This is a genomic window from Microbacterium sp. JZ37 (assembly GCF_035188445.1).
GTDB classification, from domain to species: Bacteria; Actinomycetota; Actinomycetes; order Actinomycetales; family Microbacteriaceae; genus Microbacterium; species Microbacterium barkeri.
In genome coordinates, this window is record NZ_CP045253.1 from 318,170 (window position 1) to 331,974 (window position 13,805).

General features: G+C 72.0%; 14 protein-coding genes. 10 read left to right on the top strand and 4 right to left on the bottom strand.

Annotated features, from left to right (window positions below; all coding sequences use genetic code 11):
* Nucleotides 1-65: 65 nt before the first annotated feature.
* From GC092_RS01460 to GC092_RS01490, 7 genes are all read left to right on the top strand, one after another.
* Complete coding sequence (locus GC092_RS01460) at nucleotides 66-860, top strand: TIM barrel protein (protein WP_324013663.1); 795 nt, start codon at nucleotides 66-68, stop codon at nucleotides 858-860.
* On the top strand, nucleotides 857-2,422 hold the full coding sequence (locus GC092_RS01465; RefSeq protein ID WP_324013665.1) for a c-glycoside 3-oxidase CarA: 1,566 nt from the start codon (nucleotides 857-859) through the stop codon (nucleotides 2,420-2,422). Before GC092_RS01460 ends, GC092_RS01465 begins: the two co-directional genes overlap by 4 nt.
* Before the next feature lie 100 nt (nucleotides 2,423-2,522).
* Entirely contained in the window at nucleotides 2,523-2,921 is a 399-nt protein-coding gene (locus tag GC092_RS01470; protein ID WP_271172998.1) for a C-glycoside deglycosidase beta subunit domain-containing protein, read from the top strand.
* Nucleotides 2,918-4,024, top strand: coding sequence for a sugar phosphate isomerase/epimerase family protein (locus GC092_RS01475; RefSeq protein ID WP_324013667.1), 1,107 nt, complete (start codon nucleotides 2,918-2,920; stop codon nucleotides 4,022-4,024). The genes GC092_RS01470 and GC092_RS01475 overlap by 4 nt, the downstream gene beginning before the upstream one ends.
* Nucleotides 4,021-5,055 (top strand): sugar phosphate isomerase/epimerase family protein, encoded by a 1,035-nt coding sequence (locus tag GC092_RS01480; protein ID WP_324013669.1) that lies wholly within the window; start codon nucleotides 4,021-4,023, stop codon nucleotides 5,053-5,055. Before GC092_RS01475 ends, GC092_RS01480 begins: the two co-directional genes overlap by 4 nt.
* Nucleotides 5,056-5,066: 11 nt before the next feature.
* The gene (locus tag GC092_RS01485) at nucleotides 5,067-5,498 is read left to right on the top strand and encodes a C-glycoside deglycosidase beta subunit domain-containing protein (protein ID WP_324013671.1); all 432 of its coding nucleotides are present in this window, start codon (nucleotides 5,067-5,069) and stop codon (nucleotides 5,496-5,498) included.
* Between the two features lie 51 nt (nucleotides 5,499-5,549).
* On the top strand, nucleotides 5,550-6,551 hold the full coding sequence (locus GC092_RS01490) for a sugar phosphate isomerase/epimerase family protein (RefSeq protein ID WP_271172994.1): 1,002 nt from the start codon (nucleotides 5,550-5,552) through the stop codon (nucleotides 6,549-6,551).
* 67 nt (nucleotides 6,552-6,618) lie between these two features.
* On the opposite strand, the gene GC092_RS01495 is transcribed toward GC092_RS01490, so the two are convergent.
* The 4 genes from GC092_RS01495 to GC092_RS01510 form a co-directional block, all read right to left on the bottom strand.
* Complete coding sequence (locus GC092_RS01495) at nucleotides 6,619-7,392, bottom strand: nuclear transport factor 2 family protein (protein WP_324013674.1); 774 nt, start codon at nucleotides 7,390-7,392, stop codon at nucleotides 6,619-6,621.
* Nucleotides 7,393-7,403: 11 nt separating this feature from the next.
* Nucleotides 7,404-8,777, bottom strand: coding sequence for a restriction endonuclease subunit R (locus GC092_RS01500; RefSeq protein ID WP_324013676.1), 1,374 nt, complete (start codon nucleotides 8,775-8,777; stop codon nucleotides 7,404-7,406).
* Nucleotides 8,774-9,658 carry a ThuA domain-containing protein gene (locus GC092_RS01505; protein ID WP_324013677.1) on the bottom strand — a complete coding sequence of 295 codons (885 nt, stop codon included), beginning with the start codon at nucleotides 9,656-9,658 and terminating at the stop codon, nucleotides 8,774-8,776. Before GC092_RS01505 ends, GC092_RS01500 begins: the two co-directional genes overlap by 4 nt.
* Nucleotides 9,659-9,724: 66 nt before the next feature.
* Nucleotides 9,725-10,990 carry an ROK family protein gene (locus GC092_RS01510; RefSeq protein ID WP_271172990.1) on the bottom strand — a complete coding sequence of 422 codons (1,266 nt, stop codon included), beginning with the start codon at nucleotides 10,988-10,990 and terminating at the stop codon, nucleotides 9,725-9,727.
* Between the two features lie 103 nt (nucleotides 10,991-11,093).
* On the opposite strand from GC092_RS01510, the gene GC092_RS01515 reads away from it, so the two are divergent.
* The 3 genes from GC092_RS01515 to GC092_RS01525 are packed head-to-tail and all read left to right on the top strand — an operon-like array spanning nucleotide 11,094 to nucleotide 13,805.
* Complete coding sequence (locus tag GC092_RS01515) at nucleotides 11,094-12,134, top strand: Gfo/Idh/MocA family protein (protein WP_324013680.1); 1,041 nt, start codon at nucleotides 11,094-11,096, stop codon at nucleotides 12,132-12,134.
* The gene (locus tag GC092_RS01520) at nucleotides 12,131-12,886 is read left to right on the top strand and encodes a hypothetical protein (RefSeq protein WP_324013681.1); all 756 of its coding nucleotides are present in this window, start codon (nucleotides 12,131-12,133) and stop codon (nucleotides 12,884-12,886) included. Before GC092_RS01515 ends, GC092_RS01520 begins: the two co-directional genes overlap by 4 nt.
* Nucleotide 12,887: 1 nt before the next feature.
* The gene (locus GC092_RS01525; protein WP_324013682.1) at nucleotides 12,888-13,805 is read left to right on the top strand and encodes an alpha/beta hydrolase; all 918 of its coding nucleotides are present in this window, start codon (nucleotides 12,888-12,890) and stop codon (nucleotides 13,803-13,805) included.

The following is a 13,805-nucleotide window of genomic DNA, read 5'->3' on the forward strand; positions in this document are numbered from 1 at the left end:
GCACGGGGGCGGCGCCTCCGTGCATGCCGTCCACGACCACCCGATGTTCTGATCCAGGAGGACCGATGTACCAGCTCGCACCGAATATCGAACTGCTCTTCACCGAGGCCGGCGACTACCCGGAGCGCGTGCGCGCGGCGGCGGCGGCCGGGTTCGACGCCGTCGAGATGTGGGGGCCGACCGGGGTCGACGTGCCCGCGAAGCCCAAGGACATCCCGGCTCTCCGCGCCGCGCTCGAGGAGACGGGGACGCAGCTGACCGCGCAGCTCGCCGAGCCGCGCACGCAGTTCATGATCCCGCCGTGGGACCACTCGGAGTTCTTCCGCAAGCTCGACGAGGGCGTCGAGATCGCGCGTGCGCTCGGATGCCCGCGCATCGTCGTGGGCAGCGGGACGGGCTTCGGCGGCTGGAAGCGGCAGGTCCAGCTCGACAAGCTCATCGAGATCTACCGGACGGCGATCGCGCAGATCGACGGGTCGGGCGTCACGCTCGTGCTCGAGCCGGTGAACGTGCGCGTCGACCACCCCGGCTCGCTGCTCGACCGCACCTCCGAGGCCGCCTACGTCGCGCGCGGCGTCGACTCGCCCGCGTTCGGCGTCCTCTACGACATCTACCACTCGGCCGTCGAGGGCGAGGACATGGCGGCGGAGCTCGCGGGCGCGGGCGACCTCGTGAAGTACGTCCAGCTCGCCGACGCCCCCGGGCGCGGCGAGCCGGGAACGGGCGAGCTCGACTGGGAGGAGCGCCTCGGCATCCTGCGCACGTCGGGGTACGACGGCCCGATCGGGCTCGAGTACTACCCGACGGTCGAGTCGTCCGCATCGGTGCGGCGCATCGTCGAAGCGGCGGCCCGCGCATGAGCCGCTACCCGAACGAGGTCGACGTCGTCATCGTCGGCTCGGGGCCCACGGGCGCCGCCTACGCGCGGATCCTCTCCGAGCGCGCGCCGGGGGCGCGGATCGCCATGCTCGAGGTGGGGCCGACCGTGTCGGACCCGCCCGGCGCGCACGTCAAGAACATCGTCGACGACGCTGAGCGCGCCCGCGCGCAGGTGCGCTCGCAGGGTCCCGCGGCGGAGACCGCCACCGTCACGAACCCGGGGGCGGTGAAGGCGGGGCAGCGGCGCGCCCGCGCCGGCACCTACCTGCTCGATGACGGCTACGCCCAGGACGGCGAGGACGGCCTCCCGGTGGCAGCGTTCTCGAGCAACGTCGGGGGCATGGGGGCCCACTGGACCGCCGCGTGCCCGCGCCCGGGCGACAGCGAGCGCATCGGCTTCCTGGACGAGGACGGCGCCCTCGACGAGCTGCTGTCGGAGAGCGAGCGCCTCCTGGGCGTCACCTCCGACGCCTTCGACGCTGCGCCGTTCTCCGGGCTCGTCCGCGAGCGCCTGGCCGCCGAGGTCGACGCGGAGCGGCCAGCGGACCGCCGCGTGCAGCGGATGCCGCTGGCCGTGCACCGTCGCGACGACGGGCGCCTCGTGTGGTCGGGATCCGACGTCGTCTTCGGCGACGTCACGCGCGCGAACCGCGGGTTCTCGCTCCACGACGAGTCGCTCGTCACGCGCGTGCTCGTCGCCGACGGCCGCGCGTCGGGTGTCGAGGTCCGCGACCTCCGCGACGGGCAGACGCATCGGATCGCCGCCCGGTTCGTCGTCGTCGCGGCCGACGCGCTGCGCACGCCGCAGGTGCTCTGGGCGTCCGGCATCCGCCCCGAGGCCCTCGGCCGCTATCTCAACGACCAGGCGCAGATCGTCTTCGCGTCGCGTCTGCGCGACGTCGAGGCGCCCGCGACCCGGGAGGGCGGCGACGGCGCTCTCAGCGAGACGAGCGGCGTGAGCTGGGTGCCGTTCACCGACGACCTGCCCTTCCATGGTCAGATCATGCAGCTCGACGCGTCGCCCATCCCGCTCGCGGATGACGACCCTGTGGTGCCGGGATCGATCGTCGGGCTCGGGCTCTTCTGCGCGAAGGACCTGCAGGCCTCCGACCGGGTCGCGTTCGACGACTCCCGGGTCGACGCGTACGGGATGCCGGCCATGCGCATCCACTACACCCTCACCGATCGCGACCGCGCGGTCATCGAGCGCGCGAAGCGGGAGATCGTCCGACTCGGGAAGGCCGTCGGGGAGCCGCTCGACGACCGCCCCTTCGTCATGCCCCTCGGGTCGTCTCTGCACTACCAGGGCACGGTGCGGATGGGCGCGGCGGACGACGGCGCCTCCGTGTGCGACCCGCACAGCGAGGTCTGGGGCGTGCCGGGGCTCTTCGTCGCCGGCAACGGCGTCATCCCGACGGCCACGGCGTGCAACCCGACGCTGACCGCGGTGGCGCTCGCGGTGCGCGGCGCTCGCCGCATCGCGGAGAGGCTCAGCCCGCAGACGGCATCCGAGCGGGTCTCGGGAGCCGTGGCCGCAGGCTGAGACCGCCGTGAGGGGCTCCGGGCCCCACCAGGCCTTGACTTAGGTAGAAAAGAAGCATTAGTCTGACGGAAGTCAGACAAAGACGTCTTGGAGGACATCCGTGATCCCCGATCGCATCATCGAGCCCGGCACGCTCAGGACCGACGGCGCGCGCGTCGCGGTCGACGTGCGCATCCCCTGGTACCGCGCATTGCCCGCGTCGTGCATCGCCGGCGCCACGCTCACGGTCGACGGCGTCGAGGCGCCGGCCGACTCGCTGCGCTGGCGTCTCAACGGCGAGGAGCGCACCTTCGCCGACATGGTCGACGACACCGAGAGCTGGTGGTTCCCCGTCGACTCCGCCGTGCTCTCCGGCGACCTCCCGGTGCCCGCGGACGACGCGGAGCACCGCGTCGAGGTGGGCCTCACCCTCTACATCCCGTACATCATCATCGGCGACGACGAGACCCTCCACATCGAGGAGCGCGACGCCAAGACCATGAAGGCGGCAGCCGCATGACGAACCTCGGCGCGCCCATCCAGGGCGTCACCCTCTACAGCTTCACGCGCGCGTTCCATGGCCGCGAGTACGACCTCGAAGGGCTCATCCGCAAGGTCGCAGCCGAAGGCTACGGCCCCGGTCTCGAGATCATCGGCTTCTCGAGCTTCCGCGGCTTCCCGGAGGTCGACGACGCGTTCGCGGGCCGCTTCCGGGATCTCGTCGCCGAGACCGGCCTCGTCACGACCTCGCTCGCGATCAACGCCGACATCGGCATCCACCGCGACCGCCTGCTCGACCAGGACGAGCTCATCGCGTACATGCGGAGGCAGATCCTCGCCGCCGCCAAGCTCGGCTTCCCGATCGCGCGCGTGCAGATCTCGATCACGCCCGACTCGATGGAGGCGCTCGCTCCCATCGCCGAGGAGCACGGCGTGACGCTCGCGCTCGAGGTGCACGCGGACCAGTACGCCTCCCATCCGCGCATCCTCGCCCTGCGCGACCGCTACGAGAAGGTCGGCTCGCCGTTCCTCGGGTTCACGATGGACTGGGGCGCCACCGTGACCGGCTTCGCGCCGTCGCTCATCGAGGCGTACCGCCGTCGCGGCGCATCGGAGGAGCTGCTCGGCGAGGTCGTCGACCTGTGGAGCGCGTTCTACGAGCAGGGGCCGCCGGCCGACCAGGCCGAGCACGGACAGCGCTTCGGGCGCTTCATCGGCCTCGCGGCCCAGCACGGGCAGCCCGAGTTCGGCATCGACTTCGGCATCAACGGCACGGGCCTGTTCGGCCCTGCCCGCGTCGACGACTGGCTCGAGATCATGCCGTGGATCAAGCACGTGCACGGCAAGTTCTTCGGCATCGACGAGAACGGCGAGGAGCCGTCGGTTCCCGTCCGCGATCTCGTGACGCTCCTCGTCGAGAACGGCTACAACGGCGCGATCTCGAGCGAGTACGAGGGCTGGCACTGGAACCACTGGCAGTCGCCCTTCGAGATCATCGCGGGCGAGCAGGCCGTGCAGCGCTCCGCGGCGGAGGCCGCGGGCAGCCGCATGGTGACGGAGGCCGCGCAGGCGCGGACCCAGCTGGCAGCGTGGCTGCCTCGAACGGAAGGAGTGCGCGCATGACGAGCGAGGGCATCGCCGGCACCGGCATCCGCCTCGGAACCACCCTGTACTCGATGACGAGCGAGTTCGCCGCCGGGCTGTACACGCCCGAGACGCTGATCGCCGCCGTCGCCGAGAACGGCATCGGGCCGGGTGTGGAGTTCAACATCGCGCAGCTCCTGCGCACCTACCCGGATGTCGACGCCGAGTTCACGAGGCTCTGGTTCGACACGCTCGAGAAGCACGAGCTCGAGCCGAGCGCGGTCGGGACGAACCTCGACATGGGCCGCCGCAAGGATCGCGACATGACCCCCGACGAGGAGTTCGACTTCTTCTCGCGGCAGCTCGCCACGGCGAACACGCTCGGATTCCGGAGGATCGTCATCCGCTCGGCCGGCAAGGAGCTGCTGCGTCGCCTCCTGCCGCTCGCGGAGAAGTACGACCAGCGCCTGGGCTACGAGATCCACGCACCGCAGGGCCCCAACGATCCGAAGATCCTCGAGATCCGCGCGATGTACGAGGAGCTCGGATCCGAGCGCCTCGGGTTCACGGCCGACTTCTCATCGACCATGCACAGCCTGTCGCCGACGCTCCTGCGCACGCTGCGGACGATGGGCATGCCCGAGAAGTACTTCCCGGTCATGGACGAGATCTGGCGGAAGCCGCTGCCCATGCACGTGCGCAATCAGGAGTTCGAGGACTTCCTCACCGCGGAGGGCTTCGACTTCCTCCGGTTCGGGCCCTTCACGCGCCTCGCCTTCAACATGCACGGACTCGTGCCGCCCGAGGAGTGGCTCGACATCATGCCGCAGATCTTCCACGTGCACGCGAAGTTCTACGACATCGGGGCGGACGGCGAGGAGCCGGCCATGGACATCCCCCGCATCGTGCGCCAGTTCGTCGAGGGCGGCTACGAGGGCTTCCTGTCCAGCGAGTGGGAGGGCCACGCGTTCTCCGACCTCGGCGAGGCCGACCCGATCGACCTCGTCCGGAAGCAGCACGCGCTCATGCGCCGCGCGATCGAGGAATCCGTCGCGGCGGCGACGGTCTAGGAGGAGACGACATGGCCACTCACAACTCCCTGTTCTCGGAGAAGGACGTCACGCGCCGCGACGACGGCATCGCCGTCTCGATCCAGCTGCCGTGGTACCGCAGCCTCTGGCTGTCTGCCGTCGACGACGTCGACGTCACCGTCAACGGCGTCGTGATCCCCAAGGAGACGCTGCGCTTCGAGCTGCAGGGGCGCTCGTACACCGTGGCGGAGCTGCCCGACCAGTGGGACACCCTCTGGTTCGTCGCCGACCGTCCTGAGATCGTCATCCCGCTCGAGGGCGTCCTCGACGGCGGCGTGCCGGCCGCAGGGGAGCGCATCACCGTCGAGGTCGTGCTGACCATGCGCCTGCTCTACATGCAGATCGCGCCGGGGGTCGACGGCGGGCCCGGCCGGTATGTGACCAACCGCGTGCCGGTCGAGCGCGAGCTCGTGCTGGCCTGACCACCGGTCCGCGAGTAAGTTGTAATCAACGACAATCGGGAGGAGTTCGCGATGGCGCGACCGATCACGCTGTTCACGGGCCAGTGGGCCGACCTGCCGTTCGAGGAGGTGTGCCGCCTCGCGGGGGAGTGGGGCTACGACGGCCTCGAGATCGCCTGCTGGGGCGACCACCTGGATCCGTGGCGCTGGGATGACGACGCCTACGTCCAGGGCAAGCTCGACACGCTCGAGCGCCACGGGCTGAAGGTGTGGACGATCTCGAATCACCTCAAGGGCCAGGCGGTCTGCGACGACCCGATCGACCAGCGCCACCGCGACATCCTCCCGGACGTCGTCTGGGGCGACGGAGATCCTGAGGGCGTGCGCCAGCGGGCGGCCGAGGAGATGAAGAACACCGCGCGCCTCGCGGCGAAGCTCGGCGTGAAGACCGTCACGGGCTTCACGGGGTCGTCCATCTGGAAGTACGTCGCGATGTTCCCGCCGGCGAGCGACGAGATGATCGCGGCCGGCTACCAGGACTTCGCCGACCGGTGGAACCCCATCATCGACGTGTTCGAGGAGGTCGGCGTCCGCTTCGCGCTCGAGGTGCATCCGTCGGAGATCGCCTACGACTACTGGACGGCCAAGGCGACGCTCGAGGCGATCGGGCACCGTCCGGGCTTCGGGATCAACTTCGACCCGTCGCACTTCATGTGGCAGCAGCTCGACCCGGTGGCGTTCGTGCTCGACTTCGCCGACCACATCTTCCACGTCCACGTGAAGGAGTCGGTGACGAACCTCGACGGACGCAACGGCGTGCTCGGGTCGCACCTGCCGTGGGCGAACCCGCGGCGCGGCTGGACGTTTGTGTCGACGGGCCACGGCGCCGTGCCCTGGGAGCCGCTGTTCCGCGCGCTCAACGCGATCGGCTACGACGGCCCGACGAGCGTCGAGTGGGAGGACGCGGGCATGGACCGTCTGCAGGGCGCTCCCGAGGCGCTCGCGTTCGTGCGCAAGCTCAACGCCATCACGCCGCCCGCTGCGTCGTTCGACGCGGCGTTCTCGACGAAGTAGCGCCCGCAGAGAGCCGCCCCGGAGCCCGTCACGGGCTCCGGGGCGGCTCTCTGCGCGGGGGGAGGGATCAGGCGAAGGTGTCCTCGAAGGTCGCGTGCGGGACGGGCGGCACCGGCTCGAGCTTCTGGCGCGTCGACGGGCTGTACGGGTGGTTCCTCTCGGGGACGGGCTCGTCGGCGGGAGGCATGAAGACGGGCTTGCCGTCATCGCCGAAGTACATGAGGTCGAGGTCGAAGGCGTGCTGGTTCTTCTCGCCGAAGCTCACCCAGTTCTCCTCGAACGGAGCCCGGGCCAGCTCGTAGCACCGGAACTTCCAGATGCGCCATTCGCCGTCCTGGCGGAGGAAGTCGATCGCGTACTTGCACCACACCCAGTGAGCCCAGACCCGCTTGCCCGCCACGAGGCCGGGCGAGTACATGTACTCCGGGCTCTCCTTCGCCACCTCGACGTCGGTCAGACCGGACTCCGTTCCGGCCATGAGCCACACGCCCTTCGCCGTCTTCCCGTCCGCGGCCACTTCGATGACGGGCGTCGTCGTGGCATGGAGGATGAGCTTGCCGACCGGCGCGGGGCGGCCCTGGTGGTAGCGGATGACGCTGTCGTAGTCGGTGTACTGCCCCGCGTTCGTGTAGCGCGCGCGAATGCCCTCGGTGCCGCGCTTCACCCACAGCGGGATGATCTGCTCGTCCTGGAACGCGTTGTGCAGGTACATGTACCTGTTGAAGAGGTTCTCGATCGCGCCGCGGTCGTGCGCGGCCTGCGCCGTTCGCTGCGCCTCGGCGAGCTGCGCGCGCAGGTCGGCGACCTGCGCCGCGAGGTCGTGGATGGTCGGTTCGGCCATGGTGAGCTCCTTCACTCGGGGGATGGTGCGCCCAGCGCCTCGCGCGCGAGCGCGAGGTGGGCGCGGGTCGTCTCGGTCGGGTCGTCGTCGAGCCACTCGTGCCCGCCCCATTCGCTGCAGAGCGTGCCGCGGAAGTCCGAGCCGCGCAGCAGCGCCCCGAGGTCGCGGATGGGCGCGCTGACCCGGCCGTCGTCGTCCTCGAGGTCCCAGAACTTGAGGTGGAAGGCGCCGACGAGCGGCAGGATGGGGCGGAGCACGGCGGCCTCGGACCGGCCGAACCGCACGATGAGGTTCATGAAGAGGGTCCGCAGCTCGGGCGGCACCTCGCCCGCGTGCAGGGCCGCCGTCACCGCCGCCGAGGTGCTCGGGTCGCGCCACTCCTCGCGGAGCCGCGCGTGCAGGGCGGCCGGCAGCGCCGACATCCGCTCGAGGTAGGTCCTCGGGAGCGCGGGCATGAGCATGCTGATGTCCACGAGGAGGCGCACGTGCGGGTCGTCGATCGCGGCGACCACGTCGACCGCGGCGGCCTCGCGCTCGGGCGTCTGGTGCCCCTGCATCTCCTCGTAGAGCGTGAGGTCGAGCTCCTGCAGGGTCGGCAGGAGCCGGCGCAGCAGCCCCTCACCGGCCTGCCCGATCGGCAGCCGCACGCCCTCGGCGCCGAGGGCGTGCGCCGCGTGCAGCTGCGGCAGCAGGAAGGCGAGCCGCTCGTCCTCCGATCGGCGCCTGCCGTCGCCGGTCCAGTCGTCGATGCTCGCTCCGGCGATGCTGACCCGTCCGCCCACGTCGGCGATGCGCGTGCCGAGCCCTGCCGCCTCGTCAGCGGATGGCGCGGGGAACGATCGGAGGGACTGCCCGAGCTCGACCTCGAGGACGTCGGCCGTGCCCTCGGCGGCGATCGCGACGGCGATGTCGGGCGCCGAGCGCTCGGCGCGGATGACCTCGGGCGTCCAGTTGAAGGCGCTCGCGGCGAGCGTCCATCGGCCCGCGGCCGCGGCCGTCCGCTCCGGCGCGCGCGGCGCCGCGGCCGGGGAGGGAGCGGACGGCGCCGCATCGAGTTCGAGCACCCGCCGCGCGCGGAACGGCAGCACGAGCGGATGGCCGGGGGCGCCCGGGAGATAGGGGATGAGGAGCGAGAACGCGACCTCGACGTCGTGACGGCCGTCGGCAAGCGGCCCCGGAACCACCACCTCGACGCGGTCCTGCAGGAACCACCACTCCGGATGGCCCTCGCGCACCCGTGCGCCGACCGGCTCTCCGTCGACCGAGACCGCGAGGTCCTGAAGCGATGACAGAGGGAGCGAGCGGATCCACGGCAGCGACAGGCGCAGGGCGAACCCCTCCCGATCCGAGACGAGCGCGTCGTCGCGGAGCACGGGGAGCGTCATGCGCCGCCCTTCTGCGTCGCGGGCTCGCCCGCCGCGACCCACTCGTCGAACATGCGGCGCACCATCGGCTCGAGCGTCGTCGGCCACCAGTCGCCGCCCTCGACGGGCTCGCCCAGATCCTCGGGCGTGGGGATGGTCACCTCCCCGGTCGCCGCCCACTCGGCGGCTCGCGGGAAGAGCGCGCGGAACGCGGGGTGCCCGATCGCCGCGACGTCGTGGCCGATGCCGATCGAGGCCGAGCGGCCTGCGCCGTACTCGACCGTCCAGGCGACGGGGTGCTCCTCGCCCATGCCCGGCAGCGCGCGCCACTGGGCGGGCACCTGGGTGTAGCGCAGCGGGTTGTCCCAGCCGGTGAGCAGGATCGTCTTCCGCACACCCTCGGGCCAGCGCAGGCCGACGTAGAGGTCGTCGCCGTAGTGCGGGAACTCGGCGGGCCATCCATCCGTGATGGGGTGCGCCTCGGCCGTGCGGAGGAGGAAGTCGTTGTTCGGCGCCCGCCGCGAGGTGTCCTCGCGCATCACGCCGCCGAGGAGGCGCTCGTACTCCGGATCCCAGCCGACGCCTCCCGCGAGGGTCGGGTGGTAGGCGACGAGGCCCTTGCCCGAGGCGACGAAGTCGAACAGCGCGCGCTCCGTCTCCTCGCCGAAGCGCTCCTCGGGCACGTCGCGCCAGGGGTCGCGCCGCCCGTAGTAGTTGAGGACGACGAGATCGTATGGGCGCAGCGTCTCGGCGGTCGCACCCCGGAACTCCTCGGAGACCCGGACATCGAAGCGCCCGGTCGACTCCAGCAGCGCGACGAGGGCCGGAGTGGTCTTCCGCCAGTCGTGGTGGACGTCGGTCATCCCGGTGACGATGAGCGTGCGGATGGGCTTCGGGGTCATGACACTCCTTCGTGTGACTTAGACCCAGAAGATACACACTTCCGTCGTTTTTCGTAAGAAGCGGTCTCAGGCCGCGGCGAGCACCCCCTGGATGGTGGGCCGGCCGTCCGCGAACCAGCGCGGGAAGGTCGCGTCGAACAGCTGCTCGATCGCGAGCTGCGCGCCGCCGCGGATGGGCTCGGTCGGGTCGTTCGCGGAGTTCACGATCTGCAGGTCGCGGGTCGCGAGGGGCAGCGAGAGCTCGTACACGCGCTGGCGCACCTCCGCGAGGAAGACCTCGCCCGCGGACGCGATCGCACCGCCGATGACGATCACCGCCGGGTTGAACATGTTGACGAGCGTCGCGATCGACTCCCCGGCGACGCGTGCGGACTTCTGGATGAGCGAGATCGCGAGCGCATCGCCGTGGGTGGCTGCGATCGCGATGTGCTCCGGGGTGAGCTCCTCGTCGTTCTTGACGAAGTAGGCGAGGGCTCCGTCGTCGCCCTCCGCCACCGCGCGTTGCGCGTCGCGGATGAGCGCCCATCCGCTCGCGACGGCCTCGAGGCAGCCGATCTTGCCGCACCGGCACAGTTCCTCCGAGCCGAGCACGCGCACGTGCCCGATGTCGCCGGCCGCGCCGTTCGCGCCGCGGTGGAGGTGCCCCTGCGAGAGGAGCCCGGCGCCGATGCCGGATCCGATCTTGCAGAAGATGAGGTCGACGTTCTGCGCACGGCGGCGGTCGCGCTCGCTGAGCGCGAGGAGGTTCACGTCGTTGTCGACCCACACGGGCGCGGAGAACCGCTCCTCGAAGCGCGCTCGGACGTCGAATCCGCTCCAGCCGGGCATGATCGGCGGAGCGACCGGGCGCCCCGAGCTGAAGTCGACGGGCCCGGGGACGCCGACGACGACGGCCCAGATCGGGGCGTCCCCCGTCTGCGCGAGCACGGTCTCGGCCATCTCGATCGCGGCGTCGAGCGTCGCGTCCGGCCCGCGTGTGATGTCCCACGGTGCGTGATCGTCGGCGATCACGCGCCCGTCGAGATCGGTCACGCCGACGCGGATGTGCAGGGCGCCGAGGGCGCACACGAGGATGCGCGCCTGCTCGGATCGGAAGCGCAGCACGCGGGGCGCGCGCCCTCCGGAGGACGGGCCCAGCTCGGCGTCCTCGAGGAAGCCCGCTTCGATCGCGCGGTCGACGCGCTGCGACACGACGCCGCGCCCGAGTCCGGTCAGCCGGCCGATCTCGGGCCGCGTGGTGGCCTCGCCGGTCCGGACGAGGTTGACGATCCGCAGCAGGCTCGTGACCTCGTCGGTCTGGGCCCCGAATCGGAGGGTGGACTGGTTCGCCATCCTCGGATTCTGGCACAGTGCCCGCGAGATCGCGCGATCTATTGTCGATCGCGCCGAAACTTACGTGTACTTTTAACGTAAGTGCGCACGACGAGGAGGTCGCATGCCCACAGGAGTCGGGATCATCGGCGCGGGCCCGGGCGCGGCAGCGCTCCACGTCCCCACCCTCGCTCGCCTGGGCGATCGCTTCGCGGTCGTGCACGTCGCGGACGCGGGCAGCGGGCGCGCAGCCGCCATCGCGGCACCGCTGGGAGCCCGCGCCTCCTCGAGCGCCGAGGAGCTGCTCGCCGACCCGGCCGTCGAGGTCGTCGTGATCGCGTCGCCGCCGGAGCGTCATGCGGGCCAGGTTCTCGCGGCGGTCGCGGCCGGCAAGCGCGGCGTCCTGTGCGAGAAGCCGCTCGCTCTCGCGCACGGCGAGGTGGACGCGGTGCTGCGCGCCTGCCGCGAGGCCGGGGTCGCGCTCATCGTGGGGACGAATCACCTCCACGACCCCGCATGGGGGCGCGCCAAGCACTTCCTCATCGCACGGCGCGAACGGGTTCAGAGCATCTCCGTCACGGTGTCGCTGCCGGCCAACGACCGCTATCACGCCGCGGTGACCGAGTTCGCGGACCGCGGCGTGGCCGCGCCCGCGCGCTCGGCGCCCGACTGGTCGGATACGGGCTTCGCCGCGGCGGTCCTCCGCCAGCTCGTCCTCGGCCTCGCGATCCACGACGCCCCGCTGCTGCGCGATCTCGCGCCCCGCCTCGACGAGGTCGTGTTCGCACGGCCCGTGCCGCCGATCGGATACGCGATCGGATTCCGCGCGGGCGACGTGCTCGTGCAGCTCGCGACGGCGATGGTGCCCGACGGCGCCGAGGCGCTGTGGCGCGTCTCCATCCGGACCGAGGGCGATGGCGTCGAGATCGACTTCCCGCCGTCTTTCGTGCACGACGGCTCCGCCGAGGTGCGGATCCGGCACGACGACGGCCGGCTCATCCGCCATCCGCGCGCCGCGGACGACGGCTATGTCGCGCTCTGGCGCGCGTTCGCGGCCGCGCTGGATGGCGACGCGCCCGTCGAGTACGACGAGATCGCGGCCGACGCGCACTACGCGATCGATCTCGCGGATGCGGTCGCGGACGCCGTGCGGAGCGCCGCATGATCGGCGTGGACCTCGCGTCCGCGCGGGAGTCCGCTGACCGCTTCCGGGTCGCCGCGATCGAGCTGCCGCTGACGGTCGGTCCCGGCCGCGGGGCCACCGCGGAGCCCGGGGGCGCGGGGGTGGTCGTGGTCGACGGCGCCGACGGATGGGTCTCGCGGCTGCGCGACGCTCTCGCACGGAGCAGCCGCTCGACGTCGCCGCTCGTCGCCGAGCCGGTGTCCGTTCCGGCCGAGGCGCTCGACGTGCTCGGCGCAGCGGAGTGCGCGGTCGAGCGCGAGCGGCTGCGCCCGCTGCCGGACCAGGCGTCCCGCGCGGCTGCCGCGGCTCGCGCGGTCGTCGTCGAGGCGGCTCTGCCGATCGACGCGGCGGCGGAGTGGCTCCGCGACGCGATCGGCTGGGGCCGCGTGCTCGCAGGGCCTCTCGTGCCGTCCGCGTGCACGCGCAGCTCGGCCGGCGTCCTCGCCCTCCTGGCGACGCCCCACGGGGTCCCCGTGACGCTCCTCGCGGGCGCGACCTCGGGCCATCCGGCGATCGTCGCGCGGACGCTCGGCGAGCAGCGGGTCGAGGTGCGCGTCGATCCCCGCGGCGTCGACGTGCGGATCGCCTCGGCGGACGGCGAGCTCGTGCTCCCTCGGGGGCGCGAGTCCGCCGCGCGAGCTGCCCTGCGGCGCGCGGTGCACGGCGGGGCGACCGACCTTTCCGACCTCGTGCACGACGAGCGCGTGCGCGCCGTCCTCTCCGAAGGGAACTGACATGAGCGACACCGAGGCAGCCGGCCTGCCCGACTTCCGGCGCCTCCCCGTGCGCGAGGCCATCCGATGGCTCGCCGAGCACGGGGAGCCGGAGGATCCGCGCCCCGACATCGACACGGCGTCGCTCGAGCGGCGGTTCCCGCATCTGCGCGGGATCGAGACGGTCGAGCACACCGTCGACGGCCCGCAGGGCGGCGTGCCCGTGCGGCTCTACCGGCGCCCCGGGGCGGAAGCGCGCGTCGCGCTCCTCTGGGTGCACGGCGGCGGGTTCATCGGCGGGCACCTCGACATGCCGGAGTCGAACTGGGTGGCCAGGGAGCTCGCGGCACGCGGGATCCCGGTTCTCGCCGTCGACTACACGAAATGCCTCGGCCAGGCGCACTTCCCCGCGCCCTCCGACGATGTGCTCGCGGCCTGGCGCTCCGCGCCCGCCCTGCTGGGGCTCCCGGCTGATCGACTGGTGCTCGGCGGGGCGAGTGCGGGCGGCAACCTCGCGGTCGGCGTGGTCGCGCGTGTGCGCGACGGCGCAGAGGGGCCCCTGCCGGGCGGGCTCCTGGCCGTCTACCCTGCGCTTCACGCGAACAGCGCGAACCCGGGGGTGCCGCTCGATCCCGCATCACCCCATGCGCAGCTCGCCCTGAACTTCGCGGGCTCCGTCGACGCCCTGAGCGATCCGCACGCGTTCCCGGGCGAGGGGAGCGGTGCGGGATACCCGCCCGCGCTCGTCGTCGTCTGCGAGCGAGACGCGCTCCGGCCATCCGGCGAGGCGTTCGCCGGGTCGGTGCGCGCGGCCGGAGGGACGGTCGAGCTGCATGTGGAGCCGGGCGCCGCGCATGGTCACATCGACCAGCCGGGCGACGCGGGTGCGCTCCGCACCCTCGACGTCATGAGCGACTGGCTGCACGCACGCCAAGGATGA